The organism is Plantactinospora alkalitolerans (assembly GCF_015690345.1).
Lineage (GTDB): Bacteria > Actinomycetota > Actinomycetes > Mycobacteriales > Micromonosporaceae > Plantactinospora > Plantactinospora alkalitolerans.
The window spans coordinates 22,249-37,513 of sequence record NZ_JADPUN010000203.1 but is presented as its reverse complement, the minus strand read 5'-3'; the positions used below and the strand labels follow the sequence as shown (position 1 = coordinate 37,513).

The 15,265-nt window shown below is 69.6% G+C and carries 12 protein-coding genes; 6 read left to right on the top strand and 6 right to left on the bottom strand.

The genetic code is table 11. The features are described 5' to 3' along the window. Window positions 1–62: 62 nt before the first annotated feature. The 5 genes from I0C86_RS22200 to I0C86_RS22180 form a co-directional block, all read right to left on the bottom strand. Window positions 63–944 (bottom strand): carbohydrate ABC transporter permease, encoded by an 882-nt coding sequence (locus I0C86_RS22200; RefSeq protein ID WP_196203188.1) that lies wholly within the window; start codon window positions 942–944, stop codon window positions 63–65. Further along, window positions 944–1,885 carry a carbohydrate ABC transporter permease gene (locus I0C86_RS22195; protein WP_196203187.1) on the bottom strand — a complete coding sequence of 314 codons (942 nt, stop codon included), beginning with the start codon at window positions 1,883–1,885 and terminating at the stop codon, window positions 944–946. The genes I0C86_RS22200 and I0C86_RS22195 overlap by 1 nt, the downstream gene beginning before the upstream one ends. A 77-nt stretch (window positions 1,886–1,962) precedes the next feature. Beyond that, window positions 1,963–3,309 carry an ABC transporter substrate-binding protein gene (locus tag I0C86_RS22190; protein ID WP_196203186.1) on the bottom strand — a complete coding sequence of 449 codons (1,347 nt, stop codon included), beginning with the start codon at window positions 3,307–3,309 and terminating at the stop codon, window positions 1,963–1,965. Between the two features lie 210 nt (window positions 3,310–3,519). Beyond that, window positions 3,520–5,703 carry an alpha/beta hydrolase gene (locus tag I0C86_RS22185; protein WP_196203185.1) on the bottom strand — a complete coding sequence of 728 codons (2,184 nt, stop codon included), beginning with the start codon at window positions 5,701–5,703 and terminating at the stop codon, window positions 3,520–3,522. Between the two features lie 132 nt (window positions 5,704–5,835). After that, window positions 5,836–6,897: a LacI family DNA-binding transcriptional regulator gene (locus tag I0C86_RS22180; protein WP_323373783.1), complete on the bottom strand. Its 1,062-nt coding sequence runs from the start codon at window positions 6,895–6,897 to the stop codon at window positions 5,836–5,838. Window positions 6,898–7,215: 318 nt separating this feature from the next. Between I0C86_RS22180 and I0C86_RS22175 the strand changes: the two genes are divergently transcribed. Then, a complete protein-coding gene (locus I0C86_RS22175) occupies window positions 7,216–7,950 on the top strand; it encodes an ABC transporter ATP-binding protein (protein WP_196203201.1) in 735 nt (244 codons plus the stop codon). After that, complete coding sequence (locus I0C86_RS22170) at window positions 7,944–10,436, top strand: FtsX-like permease family protein (protein ID WP_196203184.1); 2,493 nt, start codon at window positions 7,944–7,946, stop codon at window positions 10,434–10,436. Before I0C86_RS22175 ends, I0C86_RS22170 begins: the two co-directional genes overlap by 7 nt. Before the next feature lie 57 nt (window positions 10,437–10,493). On the opposite strand, the gene I0C86_RS22165 is transcribed toward I0C86_RS22170, so the two are convergent. Continuing rightward, entirely contained in the window at window positions 10,494–11,531 is a 1,038-nt protein-coding gene (locus I0C86_RS22165) for a polyprenyl synthetase family protein (protein ID WP_196203183.1), read from the bottom strand. A 218-nt stretch (window positions 11,532–11,749) separates the two neighbouring features. Between I0C86_RS22165 and I0C86_RS22160 the strand changes: the two genes are divergently transcribed. The 4 genes from I0C86_RS22160 to I0C86_RS22145 all read left to right on the top strand — a co-directional run bounded on the left by I0C86_RS22160 (window position 11,750) and on the right by I0C86_RS22145 (window position 15,253). Beyond that, entirely contained in the window at window positions 11,750–12,493 is a 744-nt protein-coding gene (locus I0C86_RS22160; RefSeq protein ID WP_196203182.1) for an AMIN-like domain-containing (lipo)protein, read from the top strand. 53 nt (window positions 12,494–12,546) lie between these two features. Then, complete coding sequence (locus I0C86_RS22155; RefSeq protein ID WP_196203181.1) at window positions 12,547–13,515, top strand: FAD-dependent oxidoreductase; 969 nt, start codon at window positions 12,547–12,549, stop codon at window positions 13,513–13,515. 665 nt (window positions 13,516–14,180) lie between these two features. After that, a complete protein-coding gene (locus tag I0C86_RS22150; protein WP_196203180.1) occupies window positions 14,181–14,837 on the top strand; it encodes a YeeE/YedE family protein in 657 nt (218 codons plus the stop codon). Then, window positions 14,837–15,253, top strand: a complete 417-nt coding sequence (locus I0C86_RS22145; protein ID WP_196203179.1) for a YeeE/YedE thiosulfate transporter family protein — start codon at window positions 14,837–14,839, stop codon at window positions 15,251–15,253. Before I0C86_RS22150 ends, I0C86_RS22145 begins: the two co-directional genes overlap by 1 nt. Window positions 15,254–15,265: the final 12 nt, after the last annotated feature.

Below are 15,265 nucleotides of genomic sequence, written 5' to 3'. Positions count from 1 at the left end.
AGGAAGGGCCCCTTCTTATGCAGAAAACGATAAGAAGGGGCCCTTCCTTACAGGCGTACGGCCTATCTGAGGCCGCCGACGGACAGTCCGCCGCGCCAGTACCGTTGCAGGCTGAAGAAGGCGATGATGAGCGGGATCACCGACACCAGCGCACCCATGATGATGAGGCTCCAGAGGGAGGTGCCGCCCGCGTTGTTCGCGGAGGCGACTCCCTGCCAGAGGCCGAGTCCGACGGTGACCGGGAAGAGCCGGTTGTCGGAGAGCATGGCGAGCGGCAGGAAGTAGTTGTTCCACGACGCGACGGCGGACAGCAGGAGCACGGTGACCACCGCCGGACGCATCAGCGGAAGCGCGATCTGGAAGAACGTCCGCACCTCGCCCGCGCCGTCGACCCGCGCCGCGTCCAGGATCTCGTCGGGGACCGCGTCGCGCGCGTACACGTGCATCAGGTAGACCCCGAACGGGTTGAGCAGCGAGGGCAGGATCACCGCCCAGATCGTGTTCGTCAGGCCGAGCCGGGAGAACATGATGAAGGTGGGAATGACCAGGGCGGTGGCGGGCACCATCAGCGCGCCGAGCACGATCGCGAAGCTGAAGCGCCGGGCGGCGAAGCGGTACTTGGCGAACCCGTAGCCGGCCATGACGGCCAGGATCGTGGCGCCGATCCCACCCGCGAGCGCGTACAGCGTGGAGTTGAGGATCCACCTGCCGTAGATGCCGCCGCCGTAGGTGAACAGCTCCTGGAGGTTTCCGAAGTAGTCGACCTTGTCGGTGAACCACAGGGTGTTGTCGCCGCCGAACAGGCCCGGCGAGTCCTTGGAGCTGTTGACGATGACCCACCAGAACGGCACGAGGAAGTAGATCACCAGGAAACCGAGGAGGATCTGCATGGGGAGGTAGCGCTGCGGCCGGCGGCGTGCCCTGGCGCTGGTGCGGTCGGTCATCAGAGGAAGCTCCTCCGCTTGCGGGTGATGAACAGGAAGGCGTACACGCAGATGAAGACGACTCCGCCGAGGGCGAAGGAGATCGCCGACCCGTAGTTGAAGTTGGCGAGCGCGAACGCCTGCTGGTACGCGTACATGTTGGGGGTGAAGTCCGTGCCGATCGTGCCGGCGGCGAGGTATCGCAGGATCTGCGGTTCGTTGAAGAACTGCAGGGTGCCGATGAGCGAGAAGACCAGGATCAGGATCAGCGCCGGAGCGATCAGCGGGATCTTGATCCGGACCGCGATCTGCCACTTTCCGGCACCGTCCATGCGGGCGGCCTCGTAGAGCGTCGGCTCGATGCCCTGTAGCGCCGCGTACAGGATGATCATGTAGTAGCCGGCCCACTGCCAGGTGGTGATGTTGAGCAGGCCGTAGAAGATCAGGTTACTGCTGAGGAAGTCGGGCGCCTCCGCGCCGAACAACCCGAAGACGTCGGAGAGTGGCCCGAAGCTCCGGCTGTACAGGAATCCCCACATCACTGCCCCGATGACCGTGGGGATCGCGTACGGAAGGAAGATCATTAGCCGGGAGAAGCGGGCGAACAGCGACGTCACCGCGTCCAGGATGAGGGCCATCGCGAGCGCGATGACGATCTGGAGTGGAATGGCGACGAGCGAGAAGCGGAGAACGAACCAGGCTCCGGACAGGAAGCTCGGGTCGGTGAACGCCTTCGTGTAGTTGTCGAGGAAGACGAAACTGGTGCCGCCGATCAGCTGCTTCTTGAAGAGGCTGAGATACAGCGCGTACGCCAGCGGCGCGATGAGGAACGCGAGGAAGACGATCCCGAAGGGCCCGACGAAGAGCCATCCCATCAGGTGCTCGCGGAGGTGTACCTTGCCGCGGATCTTGTGTGTCTTCGCTTGGGCGCGCGGTGCGCGCTTGCTGGTAAGGAGGGTCATCTTGGGCTCCGGGGGCGTGTGCACTGGGGGATGAGGGTGGGCCGGCCGGTCGAGGACGGCGCGGCCCACCCTTTTGATCACTGAACGGTGAATCCTTGTTCCTTGGCGTACTTCGCCACGTCCTCCTGAAGCCGGTCAGCGGCCTGTGAGCCGGTGACCGAGCCCTTGATGACCTCACTGATCTGTTTCGTCATCGCGTCGAAGTAGTACTGGCCGAAGGGGCTGTAGGTCATGCCCTTGTAGGCGTTCGACGCGGGGACGTAGACCTCCTTGTTCGCCTGCTGGCCGCCGAAGAACTTCACCTTCAGGTCCACGAACTCGGGGCTGTTGAGCGCCGTGAGGTTGAGCGGGAAGATGACCTGGTTGGTCCAGCCGTCGGTGAGCGACTCCTTGTCGGCGTAGAGGCCGTACGCGGCCTTCGCCGCGAGTTCCGGCTTCTTCGCCTGCTTGGTCACCGCGAAGGACGATCCGCCCCAGTTCACCTGCACCGGGTTGGCCGTATCCCACTGCGGCAGCGGGGCCACCGCGAACTTGCCGGTGTCCTGGCCCTGGCCGACGCCCGCGCCGGTCAGGTAACCGGGTGCCCAGGCCGCCGAGATGTACGTCGCGTACTTCCCGTTGATCACGCCGGAGATGTACTCCGGGGTGAACTGGTCCTGCGTCCCGACCAGGCCCTTCTTGGCGAGCCCGCCCCAGTAGTCGAGCACGTCCTTGGAGCCCTGGTCGTTCATCTTCACGCCGATCGACTTCGGCTGGGCCGGGTCGTAGGCGAAGGGAGAGGCGCCCTTCTGGATCTGGAGCGCCATCATGACCGCCGGCACGTTCGCGCCGAGGTCGCCGAACTGGGGGCCGCCGGCGTCCTTCACCTTCTGCGCCGCCTGCTCGTACTCGGGCCAGGTCTTCGGCGGCGTGATGCCGTACTTGTCGAAGATGTCCTTCCGGTAGATCATCCCCATCGGGCCACCGTCGACCGGGACACCGTAGACCGCGTCGCCGACCGAGACGTCCTTCCAGGAGCCCTCGCTGTAGTTGGCCTTGACGGCGTCGAAGCCGTACTTCTTGATGTCCACGATCGCGTTCTGGATCTGGAAGTTCGGGATCCGGTCCATCTCGATCATGATCACGTCGGGTGCGCCGGTGCCGGCCGAGATGGCCGTCTGGAACTTGTCGTACTCGTCACCGCCCTGCCCGACGTTGGTCCAGCAGACCTGCACCTCGGTGTTCTGCTTGTTGAAGTTGTCCACCACGAGCTGCATGTTGGGGTACCAGGCCCACATCGTCACGACCGGCAGATCCGTTTTGGTGATCTTGTTCGTGCAGTTGCTCGCGTCAGTTCCGCCGCCGTCGCCGTCCGAGGAACAGGCGACAAGGCCGCTCGCGGCCACGAGCGCGGTCGCCGCGGCCAGTATTCGTCTTCTCTTCATTGAGTGATCTCCCCTAGGGATCGCAGCGCCCGGTGATCCGGGCGCCGTCACGAAGGGCCAGCTACAGACCGGGGACGGGCAGGGGTGGGTTACCGCCACCTGCCCGTCGTGCCGATCCTCTTGGTGCGCGACACACTCCCGCGTCCGGTGGGACGTCACCGGGGACAGGTACCTCCCTGCCCCCGGTGACATCGCCGTTCGCGGGCCTTCCTAGCGCTTGAACAGACGCGGCGCCAGGTCGATGAGGTTTTTCTGCCACACGTCCCAGCCGTGTGGCCCGGGGGTGACCCCGTCGAACTCGTAACGGATACCGAGGTTGTTCATCGTGGTCAGGGACGTCATGAAGCTCGGGTAGACGAAGTCGGTCTGGTCGCCGACGTAGAGGCGCAACATCTTGGTTCCGTTGTTGATCGCCGTCGCATCGACGCCGGTGGCGCTGCCGAATCCGGCCGAGAACGCCGCGACGTAGGCGAACTCGCCCGGATACGCCTTGAGCACCCCGAACGCATGACCACCACCCATCGACAGCCCGGCAATGGCCTGCTGTGACGGGTCGCTGGAGATGTGGTAGCGGGCGCGAGCCGTCGGAGCGATGTTCTCCAGCAGTTCGCGGTTGAAGTTGGAGACGTTGCCGTTGCCCATCACGACCACCATGGGGGTGAGGTCTCCGTCGAGGAACTGGTGGTCGAGGATCTGCTTGGCGCGCCCCATCTCCAGCCAGTCCGTGTAGTTCTGGCCGCCACCGTGCTGGAGGTAGAGGACGGGGTACGGCTGCGCGCGGTTCGGGTCGTACCCGGGCGGAGTCCACACCAGGGCGGTCCGTTCCTGGTTGGCCACGGTGCTCTGGTAGGTCATGCTGGTCACCTCACCGCCCCGGCCGGCCGGTACGTCGGTGAGCAGGCGGGCCCGCTCGCCCGGGATGAGGAAGGTGCTCCACATCGGCTCGGTGGTCACCTTCGTCGGGTTCGACACGTCCTTGACCGGCACGCGATCCACGATGAACCGGTAGTAGTAGAACCACGGCTCCAGCGGACCCACGGTCGCCCGCCACCGGTCACCGTCCCGGGACATCGGAACGCGCAGCCAGCTTCCGCCGGGCGCGATGTTCGCCCACACCGTGACGTGCTGGGCGTCCTTGAAGTCCGTCGTGGTCTCGAAGGTGACGAATCCGTCCTTGGTCACGAAGGGCGTCGGGGTGGTGCCGGCCGGCGGTGGGGTGAACTCCGCCTTCAGCGGCCGGTGACCCGCGCTCGGGCCGTGATCCGACACGTGCCGGAACAGCCGGGGCACGAAGTCGACGAGGTTCTCCTGCCAGGTGGCCCAGTTCGCGCCGCCGTCCGGGTTGACCCCGTCGAACTCGAACGTGATGCCGGCCCGGTTCAGCGCCTTGCTCAGGCGGTAGGTGGCGTTGTACGCGGGATCGGTCTGGTTCCCGGTGTACAGGCGCAGCAGCTTGAGGTGGTGGTTGATCGCCTTGTCGCCCGCCCGGCCGACGCTCTCCGTCAGTCCCGAGAACGAACCGACGTAGGCGAAATCGTTCGGCTTGGTGAGCGCGGCCCGCAACGCCTGCGTCCCACCGTCGGAGATCCCGGCGATCGCCTGGTGCGCCGGGTCGCGATGGACGCGGTAGTTGTCGGCGACCGCCTTCCGGAGGTCCTTGCGGCCCTTGTCGTCAGCGGATGCGCTGCCGTCGCTGAGCACCACCACCATCGGCTCCATGGCGCCCCGGGCCGACAGGTTGTCGAGGATCTGCCTGGCCCGGCCGAGGTCGAGCCAGTCGGTGGCCGCGCCGTCCCTGCCCGATTCCAGGAACAGCACCGGATAACGTTTGGCACCCTTGGCCGAATATCCAGGCGGTGTCCACACCAGGGCCGACCGCTGCTCCTTGTTGACCCGGTAGGTCAGGGTCGCCACCGTGCCGCCCGTGCCCGCGGGTACGTCCGCCAGCCAGCGCGCCGAGTCTCCGGGAACGAGGAAGGTGCTCCAGAGCGGCTCGGAGGCCACGCTTGTGCTGTTCGTCGGGTCCTTGAGGCTCTTGGTGTCGTCGCCCGTGACCTGGTAGTAGTAGAAACCGGGCTTGAGCGGGCCGAGAACTCCGGACCACACGTCACCCCGACGGGTCAGACCGAATTCCGTCCAGCTGGACGAGGGACCGAAGTTTCCCTCGATGACGACCTGTGACACCTGGCCCGCGTGTTCCTGGACGTAGGCGGCCGGCACACTGAACGACGCGTAGCGGTCATCGGAAACGGTCAGCCACGGTGTCTCCGCCGCCGCGGCCGGTTGTGGTGCGAGCAATGCCACCGCGGCTGCCAGAACTCCGGCGGTGACGACCGCCGAGAGCATGCGCGCGCCGGTACGGCGGAAGCGCCCGTGATACGATGTTGTCCTCACGCTCCACTCCTTTCATATGCCGGCAGGGGACGCGACCCGACTTACCGGCTCAATCTATTGGTGGATTCATCGCCATGGATTCTGCGTCTGTGCCTCCTTCATGAATTCGCCACCCGTGTTCCCTGACCTTTGTCAGCGGGTGTGGCCGGATATTTGCGCTGCCAGGTGTGGGTGACGGGTTCGGTGTGTCCTGGGCGGTGCGGTGGAACCGCGGACCACGAGGCTGGTCGGGAGCAGTATCTGGCGAGGTCCCTCCCAGTCACCGGTCACCAGTGACTTCAGCATGCGGGCGGCCTCGTACCCGAGCTGGTACATCGACTGGTCCACTGTGGTCAGGCCGGGCTCGGTCAGTTCCGACTCCGGGATGTTGTCGAATCCGATGACCGACAGGTCACCGGGCACGGTGAGCCCCAGGTCCTTCGCGACCTCCAGAACCTCCAGTGCCATCCCGTCGCTCGCCGCGAAGATCGCCGTTGGCGGGTCGGGCCGTTTCAGCAACTCGCGTGCCAACGGCGCCGCCGACTCGGGGTTGAAGTCCCCTCTGCCGATCAGTCCCGGTTCGATCGGCACACCCGCTCCGGCCAGCGCTCTGCGGTAGCCCTCCTCCCGCGACCACGCGGCCGCCAGGCTGGACCGGCCCGCGATGAATCCGATGCGCCGGTGGCCCAGGCCGAGCAGGTGCTCGACCGCCGTGGTGGCACCCGCGAGATTGTCCGCTGTCACCGACGGCATCGTCGAGTCCCTGGCCGGGTCGATGGCCACGACCGGAGTTCGGCTCTGTACGTCGCCCCAGGGCGTGACCACGATGCAGCCGTCGGTGAGGGTGCCCGACAGGCGGGTCAGGTGCCGCTGCTCCCAACCCTCCGAGTACGTCCCGTAGAGGTCGCTGTTGGCATAGATGATCAGGTCGAAGCCCGAACGGCGCAGGGCCTGCATCACGCCCTTGAGCACCTCGGCGGTATACGACTGGAAGCTGTGGGTCACCAGACCCAGGACGTTGGTGCGGCTGCGCCGCAGGCTCGTGGCCACCAGGCTCGACTCGTAGCCGAGCCGCTCGATGGCCGAACGGACCTGGGCCGTGGTGCTGGCGCTGACGCCGTAGTGCCCGTTCACGACTCGCGACACGGTCGCGGTGGAGACGCCTGCCGCCCGGGCGACATCGCTCATCGTGATCGGCGCCCTGCCTTCGGCCACGTCGCCCTCTCTGGACTGCAATCGTTATCGGTTACGTTTCCAGGATGTTGTTAACGTAACCAACATCGTTTGCGAAGACAAGATTCTTCGCCTTTTTTGATCATGGCCTTGTGGTCCTAACTGGATGTCACCGCAGGCTGCACCAGTGGTAGCGGGTCTCGGCCGGGGCGCCGGCCGCCTCGCGGTCGCCCCGGCCGGTGAACCGGGACCGACTTCCGGGACCCCGCGACCCCGGAACGGCTCAGGGTCGCCCGGTCCGGGGGTTCTCAGGGTGGTATCTCATGTGTCGATCTAACAATCAGTGATTCGATGCTCGCTATGGAGCAGGCGGTGCGGCTGGAGTCGCTGAGCAAGACCTACGGTTCGGGCCAGAACGCGGTGACGGCACTGACGGAGGTCTCCCTCGACTTCCGGGCCGGTAGCTTCACCGCCATCATGGGCCCGTCCGGATCGGGTAAGTCGACCCTGTTGCAGTGCGCCGCAGGCCTGGACCGGCCGACGAGTGGTCGGGTGGTAATCGCGGGCACCGATCTGACCGGGCTGAGCGAGACGGCGCTGACCCTGCTCCGGCGGGACCGGATCGGCTTCGTCTTCCAGGCGTTCAACCTGCTGCCGTCGCTGACCGCCGAGCAGAACGTGGCACTGCCGCTGCGGCTGGCCGGACGCAGGCCCGGCCGGGACGAGGTCGCGGCCGTACTCGCCGAGGTGGGTCTGGGCAACCGGGGCCGGCACCGGCCGGCGGAACTCTCCGGCGGCCAGCAGCAGCGGATCGCGATCGCCCGGGCCCTGGTGACGAAGCCGGCGGTGCTCTTCGCCGACGAACCGACCGGGGCACTGGACACCAGCACCAGCCGGGAGGTGCTCGCGCTGCTGCGTGGGCTCGTCGACCAGCACGGCCAGACCATCGTGATGGTGACCCACGACCCGGTGACCGCGGCCAGGGCGGACCGGGTGGTGTTCCTGGCCGACGGATCGCTGGCCGGCGAACTGTTCGACCCGACCGCGGAGACGATCGCGGCCAGGATGACGCGCCTGGAGGTCGGCGCGTGCTGACCATCGCGCTGCAGACGATCCGGGTCCGCTGGGCCGCGTTCGTCGGCACGTTCGTGGCGCTGACCCTCGGTGCCGGGATGATCGCCGCGATGGGACTGGAGATCGGCGCCACGCTGGGCCTGCCGGAGCGCGCGCCGCAGCGGTTCGCCGCCGCCCCGGTGGTGGTCGCCGCGCTCGACCCGGCGTGGGACCCGGCCCGGCACGATCCGGGCAGCCGGTCCCTGGTCCAGGCCCGGGGCATCTCGGACGCGCTCGCCGCGCAGGTCGGGGCGCTGGGCCGGACCGTCCCGGTCCGCTCGTTCTACGCACAACTCGCCGGTGGCGAGACCGACCAGGTGGGGCACGGCTGGTCGAGCGCCCAGTTCGCCCCGTACGGCCTCGTCGCCGGTCGCGGGCCGGAGGCGGACACCGAGGTGGTGGTACCGGCCGGTGGTGCCGCGCCGGGCGAACGGGTCAGCGTCCTGCGCACCGCCGGGCCGAAGGACTACACAGTGGTCGGGGTGACCGCCCCGGTCGGTTTCGAGTCGGCCGTCTTCTTCACCGAGGCGGAGGCCGCGCGACTCTCCCCCCGGGTGGAGGCGCTGGTGGCGTACGGGGCGCCCGAGGCGATCCGGTCGGCGGTCGGCGGGGACGCCGAGGTGCTCACCGGGGACCGGCGCAACGTGCTGGACCCGAGCTACAACGCCGATCGGGAGGCGATCGACAACACCCGTACCCTGCTGCCGATCACGGCGGTGGTGGCCGGCTTCGTCTCGGTCTTCCTGGTCGCCTCGACCTTCGCCTTCGCGGTGGCACAACGACGCCGGGAGATCGCTCTGCTGCGGACGGTCGGCGCGACCCCCCGGCAGGTGCGGCGGATGGTGGGCAGCGAGGCGACGGTGGTCGGCATCGCCTCGGCGGTCGCTGGCTGCGCGCTCGGACTGGGCACGGCACCGCTGCTGGCCGGCTGGATGGTCGACCTGGGGCTGGCGCCGTCCTGGTTCACCGTCCAGGTCGGCACGGACCCGGCCGTCTGGGTTCCGCTGCTGGTCGCCTTCGGCACGGGACTGGGGGTGGCGCTGGCCGGGGTCTGGGCGGCGTCCCGCCGGGCCGGCGACGTACGACCGATCGAGGCGCTCCGGGACGCCGCGGTGGACTCGCGCACGATGACCCCGGGCCGTTGGCTCCACGGGCTGCTGGCGCTGGCCTTCGGGCTCGTCACCATCGGCTGGGTGGCGGCGGTGAACCCGGGCATGGTGCTGGTGCCGACCCGGTACATCGGAGTACTGATGTTCCCCATCCTCGCCTTCGCCCTGCTGGCGCCGGTGGTGGTCAAGCCGATCGCCCGGCTTCTCACCTGGCCGCTCGGCCGGTTCGGCGGCGCCGCCGGGATGCTGGTGCGCGAGGGCGCCCTGACCGCCGTGCGTCGGACGGCGGCCACGGCCGCGCCGGTGCTGCTCACCGTCGGGCTCTCCATCTCGCTGCTCGGCGCCGCCGCCACCATCGACCGGGCCAAGGACTCCGGCCGGCGCAACCAGGTGGCCGCCGACTTCGTCGTCACCCCGGACGGCACCCCCGGGGTCAACGAGGCGGTGACCGAGCGGGTCCGGGCGATCCCCGGCGTCGACGTGGTCGCCGCGCTGCCGACGATGGTGTACGCGAAGGACGACGCCCGGCTGGCCGAGCACGAGGCCCAGACGGTGGACCCGGCGGCGCTGTCCCGCACCCTGAACCTGCCGGTGGCGGAGGGCTCGGCGACGGAGCTGCGCGACGACACCATCATCGTCAACGAGGACTGGGGAGTCGGGGTCGGCGAGACGGTCGAGGTGTTCCTCGCCGACGGCACGGTCGCGCCGCTGCGGGTGGTGGCGGTGCTCTCCACCACCTCGGGCAGCAACGACGTGGCGTACCTGAGCACCCGGTACGCCGGCACCGCCCGGTACGCCTTCACCGGCCTCGCCCGGCGGGTGTACGTGTCGGTGCGTCCCGGCACCGATCCGGCCGCCGTCCGGGCCGCCCTGAACGGCGCCACCGCCGGACTCGGGGCCCGCGTCGTCCCGGCGCGCGACTGGCTCGGCGAGGAAAGTTCCGAGAACAGCGAGACCACCGCGCTCGGCATGCTCCTGGTGCTCGGCATCGCGATCGTCTTCTGCTTCATCGCGATCGTCAACACCCTGGTGATGGCGACCTCGGACCGGCTGCGGGACCTGGCGATCCTGCGCCTGGCCGGGGCCACCCCGAGACAGGTGCTGCGGGTCTTCGCGGGGGAGTCGCTGCTGGTGGTCGGCGTCGGCGTACTGCTGGCGGTCGGGGCCTCGGCGGTGAACCTGGCGGGACTGCGGCTCGCCCTCGGGCAGCTCGTCGGGGCGACCCCGGTCACCGTGCCCTGGGGCCCGGTGGCGCTGATCACCGCCGTCGGCGCCGCGCTGGCCGTACTGGGCGCGGTGCTGCCGGTCCGGCTCGCGTTCCGGTCCCGGGCCGTCGAGCTGGCCGGCGTACGCGAATAGGCACCCACTTCGGACCATGACCGCGTGGCGGGCGAAGGTCGCGGTCCAGTTCCTTCCTCACTCCTGCCGGCCGACGATGAGTCGGCCGATCGCGGTCAGCCGCACGGTGTCCACATCGAAGCGGGCCAGCTCCACCAGCGTCTCCCTGGCCAGTTCCACCTCGCGCCGGGCCGCCCGCTCCGACCAGGCGCGTCCCCCGGCCTCGTCGACCAGGTCGGCGAGATCCCGCAACTCGGCGTCGGTGCACGGCGTCGCGTCCGCGTAGCGGCTGCGCAGCCGCGCTGCGGCCGGATTGTCGGCAGCCAGCGCGGCGACGACGGGCAGGCTCTTCTTCCGACGTCGCAGATCCGCCATCGCCGGCTTGCCGGTAAGCCTCGGGTCGCCCCAGATGCCCAACAGGTCGTCCCGATGCTGGAACGCCATGCCCAGATGACGCCCGTAACGCTCGAGCAGGATCCGGGTCGGCTCACCGGCGCCGGCGTAGAGGCCGCCGAGCGCGCACGCGCAGCCGAGCAGGGCCGCCGTCTTGGCGGCGGACATCCGCTCCCCGTCCGCCACGCTTACCAGGTTCGTCTCCTCGAACGAGAGGTCGAGAGCCTGTCCCTCGATCAGCTCGTCGGTGGTGCGGGCCAGTTGGGCGGCGGCCGGCCCGGCCAGCTGCGGTGGCGTGCGGGCCAGCACGGCGAACGAGAGGGCCAGCAGGGCGTCCCCGGCGAGGACCGCGGCGGACTCACCGAACACCGTCCATGCCGCCGGGCGGTGCCGACGGACCGTGTCCTGGTCCATCACGTCGTCCTGCAACAGGGTGCAGTTGTGCATCAGCTCCACGGCGACCGCCGCAGGCAGCGCCGCCCCGATCTCGCCGCCCACGGCGGCCGCGCTGGTCAGCGTCAGCGCGGGCCGGATCAGTTTTCCCGTAGTGGCCTCGACCGGCCGGCCCTCGCTGTCCCGCCAGCCCAACTGGTACTCGCAGACCGCTCGCATCTGCGGTCGCAGGTCGCCGATCGCGGCCAGCATCGCGGGTCGTACCGCCGCCTGGCTCTCCGCCAGCCAGCCGACATCGTCGCGGTCGGAGTGAATCCCGAGTGTGGTCACGCCGCCTGCCCCCCTCGCCCGTGGAAAGCGGTACAGCTCGCCGATGACGAACCCACCCACATTAGATCTACCTGCGTGGATTATGCGTACCGGGCGGGTCTCAGTGCCGAGCGGAACCCGGTGGGAGGCGGCACGGATCCGTTCGGATCGGACGGATCGTCCGGTCGACCCGCGATGGCCGGGGTAAACCGATCGTCGCGGTGACGCGTCACAGCGGCATGACACGTCAGCGCGTACCTCTGCTCGCTCTCGCCCTGCTCCTCGGGCTCACCGGGTGCGAACCGAACCCGGGCGGCAGTTCCGGCACACCGTCCGGACAGCCTCCGGCGCCCTCCTCGCAGCCGACCGACCCGGCCGCGACCGTGGCGCCCGGCACCGGCACCGGGCCACCACGGACCCCGGGCGGACCCGCCCAGACCGGACCGGACGACGACGTCACCTCGTTCCGCACGGCGTACGGGTGGGGAGTTCCGGCCGAGCCGGCCCTGGTCCGCCACCGGGTCCGGCCGCCGGTCGCCCCGCCGCCGGCTCCACCGCTGCCGTACCTCGTGGAGATCCGGGCCGCCGACCACCCGGAGGAGCGGTCCGGCTACAGCCGGATCTCGTTCACCTTCCGGGGCGGCTTCCCGTCCTACGAACTCGGATACGTCGCACAGGTCTCCGCCGAGGGGACCGGGGAGCCGCTTCGGTTGCCGGGCAACGCCTTTCTCCGCGTCCGGTTCATCCAGGCCCAGGCGCACGACGAGCGGGGCCGGGGGTCGGTCACCGCCTCGCACCGACCGGCGCTCGGCTATCCCACCCTGCGCGGGTACGACTTCGGTGGCGACTTCGAGGGGTATGTCACCTATGGACTGGGCCTCCAGGTGGCGCCCGGAAGTGACCAGGCGCTGCCGGTCCGGGCACTGGAGCTGACCCGGACGGACGGCACGTTCGTGATCGCGGTGGACGTCCGGCGCGGTTGACCGGCGTCGGTTCCTCCTTTCCAAGCCGGCGGGTCGTGCGGCACGCTGGTCGAATGGCGGACGTGGTCGTGGTGGGTGCCGGGGTGGTCGGCCTCAGTTCTGCGGTGCGGCTGGCCGAGGCCGGCGCCCGGGTGGTCGTGCTGACCGCCGACGAGCCGGCCCGGACCGTCTCCCGGGTCGCCGCCGCGGTCTGGTATCCGACCCGGACCAGCCCCGATCCCCGGGTGCTGGACTGGGCCCGCCGGACCTTCGACGAACTGGCCGCCCAGGCCGGCGGCGGAGTGCCGGGTGTGGTCATGCGGCCGACCCGGATGCTGCTCCGCGCCCCGGTCGACGGCGACCCGTGGTGGTCCGCCGCGGTACCCGACTTCCGAACCGCCGAGCCGCCGTCCGGGTACGCGGCGCAGTGGCGGTTCACCGTGCCGACGGTCGAGATGGGTCCGTACCTGGACTGGCTCGTCGCCCGGCTCGACGAACTCGGGGTGGAGGTACGCCGGCACCGGGTGGAGACCCTCGACGAGGCGGCCGGCGTCGCGCCGGTCGTGGTCAACGCGACCGGGCTGGCCGCCGGAACGTTGGCCGACGATCCCGCCGTGCACCCCGTCCGGGGCCGGATCGTGCTGGTCGCCAACCCGGGACTCGTCACCTCGTGGCGGGACGAGGGCAATCCGGCCGGGATCACCTACGTGCATCCGCGCGGTCGGGACGTGGTGCTCGGCGGGACCTTCGAGCCGGGGGAGACGGATACCGGCCCGGACGAGGCGGTCGGCGCCGCGATCCTGGCCCGGTGTCTCGCACTCGTCCCGGAGTTGGCCGGGGCGCCGGTCCTGGGGCAGTTGGCCGGACTGCGCCCCGCCCGGCACGGCGGGGCGCGGCTGGCGGTGGACCGCTCGGGGGCCGACGGCGGGGTCCGGCTGGTCCACAACTACGGGCACGGCGGCGCCGGGGTCACCCTGGCCTGGGGCTGTGCGGACGAGGTCGTCACGCTCGCCGGTTCGGCCCGGCCCTTCCGCCGGGCCTGACGAGCTTCCCGGCGGACCCGGGTACGTCTCTGTCGCCACCGCACGACGGATCCTGCCGCGGGCTCGCCGTACGCGTGCACAACGCCCAGGCCGGTGATTTCATGATCAATGGTGGAATGCGAACATGCTGACGATGTTCTATGCTTGCTCGCTGGATAATCCAGATCGGGCTCACGCCAGACCGCCAATCCGTTCGGTGACGCATGTCGATCAGACTGGAGCGATATGGGCTGCCCCCACGCCGAAAGATGCCCCTTGTTCCCGCTGCTCAGAGCCAGTTTGCGCAGCTGGCGGGACTACTACTGTGACAGTGGGGACGGATGGCGGGGCTGTGCCCGATACGAGTTGTCGCTCACGGGTGCCGTCGTGCCGATCACGCTGCTCCCGAACGGCGCCCACGCGCAGCATCTGAAACGCGCCACCCCGGATGTCGAGCCGGCCGGGCCGGCCCGGCCGACCCAGAACCGCTGGCCAGGGCCGGATTCCCGGCAGGCCTGGGCACCGACGCCCCAGGCCAGATTCGAGGGGATCCGGGGAACGGCCCAACCGGTGGAGCCGGCACGGTCCGCGCATGTCGTACAGACCCCGGGTGAATCACCAGCGGCTCCGCCGGGCAGGCGGCGTGGCTGGTGGACCCGCTTCGCCGATTGGATCTCAGGTCCCGCATGAGTAATTACTGGCCCTGGTGGGCGGGCGCGCTGGGGCTCGCCGTCGTCACCATCAACTACACCGTCACCACCGACCGATCGTTCGGGGTGTCCTCGGCCTGGGAACGCGTCCTGCAGTGGCGGGCCGAACGCCGGGTCGAACGCATGGAGGCCCAGTTCGGCGACGATCGCCTGCTCACCGAGGCCCTCGCGTCGGCCACCGCCGAGCACTTCGGAACCCGTACCGGGGCACCCACGCCGCCGTACCCGGTGTCCGGTGCGGCAGCGGCGCCCGGCCCGCAGGGCGGGCCGGCCACGAGCGAGCCTGCTCCGGTCGCGAGCCCGCGTCCGGCGCCGTTGGTCAGCCAGGCGGCCCTGCTCCTGTCGATCTTCCTCGGTGGATGGCTGGCGGCGGTCACCGCCGGCCGGTTCGACCTCCGGCTGGACATGGGCGACGGCTTCCGCGACCTGGTGACCGACAGCCCACCACACATGATCGGCGTGTTGTTCGTCGGCGGTGTCCTCGTCGGCTTCGGCACCCGTCTCGCCGGGGGATGCAGCTCCGGACACGGCCTGAACGGCTGCGGCCGACTTCATCCGGACAGCATGGTCGCGACGGCTGTCTTCTTCGGCGCCGCCGTCGTCGTGTCGTTCCTGCTGTGGAAGGTGGTGTGATGCGTACCCGGGGTGGGGTTCTCGTCGCCAATATCATCGCCGGGCTCGCCCTCGGCTTCGTCGTCGCCAACATCGGCTTCGGTGACTACGCCGAGCTGAACCGGATGTTCACGTTCCAGGACCTGCGCATGCTCCTGGCGTTCGGCGGCGGCGTGGCGATGATCGTGGTCGTCTTCGCGCTGATCCGGGTCCGCCGTACACCGGGACGTGTTCATCCGGGCGTGATACCCGGTGCGGTGCTGTTCGGTACGGGCTGGGCCGTCTCCGGCGGATGCCCGGCGATCCCGATCGTCCAGGTCGCCAGCGGCTATCTGCCGGCGCTTGTCACGATCGTGGGCATCGTGGTCGGCGTCCGGCTCTGCCGCTGGGCCAACGCGAGATACTTCCACCTCGACGTCGGATCCTGCGGACGGTAGGAATCGCCCGCA

Coding starts and splice junctions, on each gene's coding strand:
- I0C86_RS22160 (WP_196203182.1), top strand. CDS start 11,750: ATGACACGTCAGCGCGTACCTCTGCTCGCTCTCGCCCTGCTCCTCGGG.
- I0C86_RS22200 (WP_196203188.1), bottom strand. CDS start 944: ATGACCGACCGCACCAGCGCCAGGGCACGCCGCCGGCCGCAGCGCTAC.
- I0C86_RS22145 (WP_196203179.1), top strand. CDS start 14,837: ATGCGTACCCGGGGTGGGGTTCTCGTCGCCAATATCATCGCCGGGCTC.
- I0C86_RS22155 (WP_196203181.1), top strand. CDS start 12,547: ATGGCGGACGTGGTCGTGGTGGGTGCCGGGGTGGTCGGCCTCAGTTCT.
- I0C86_RS22150 (WP_196203180.1), top strand. CDS start 14,181: ATGAGTAATTACTGGCCCTGGTGGGCGGGCGCGCTGGGGCTCGCCGTC.
- I0C86_RS22175 (WP_196203201.1), top strand. CDS start 7,216: ATGGAGCAGGCGGTGCGGCTGGAGTCGCTGAGCAAGACCTACGGTTCG.
- I0C86_RS22190 (WP_196203186.1), bottom strand. CDS start 3,309: ATGAAGAGAAGACGAATACTGGCCGCGGCGACCGCGCTCGTGGCCGCG.
- I0C86_RS22195 (WP_196203187.1), bottom strand. CDS start 1,885: ATGACCCTCCTTACCAGCAAGCGCGCACCGCGCGCCCAAGCGAAGACA.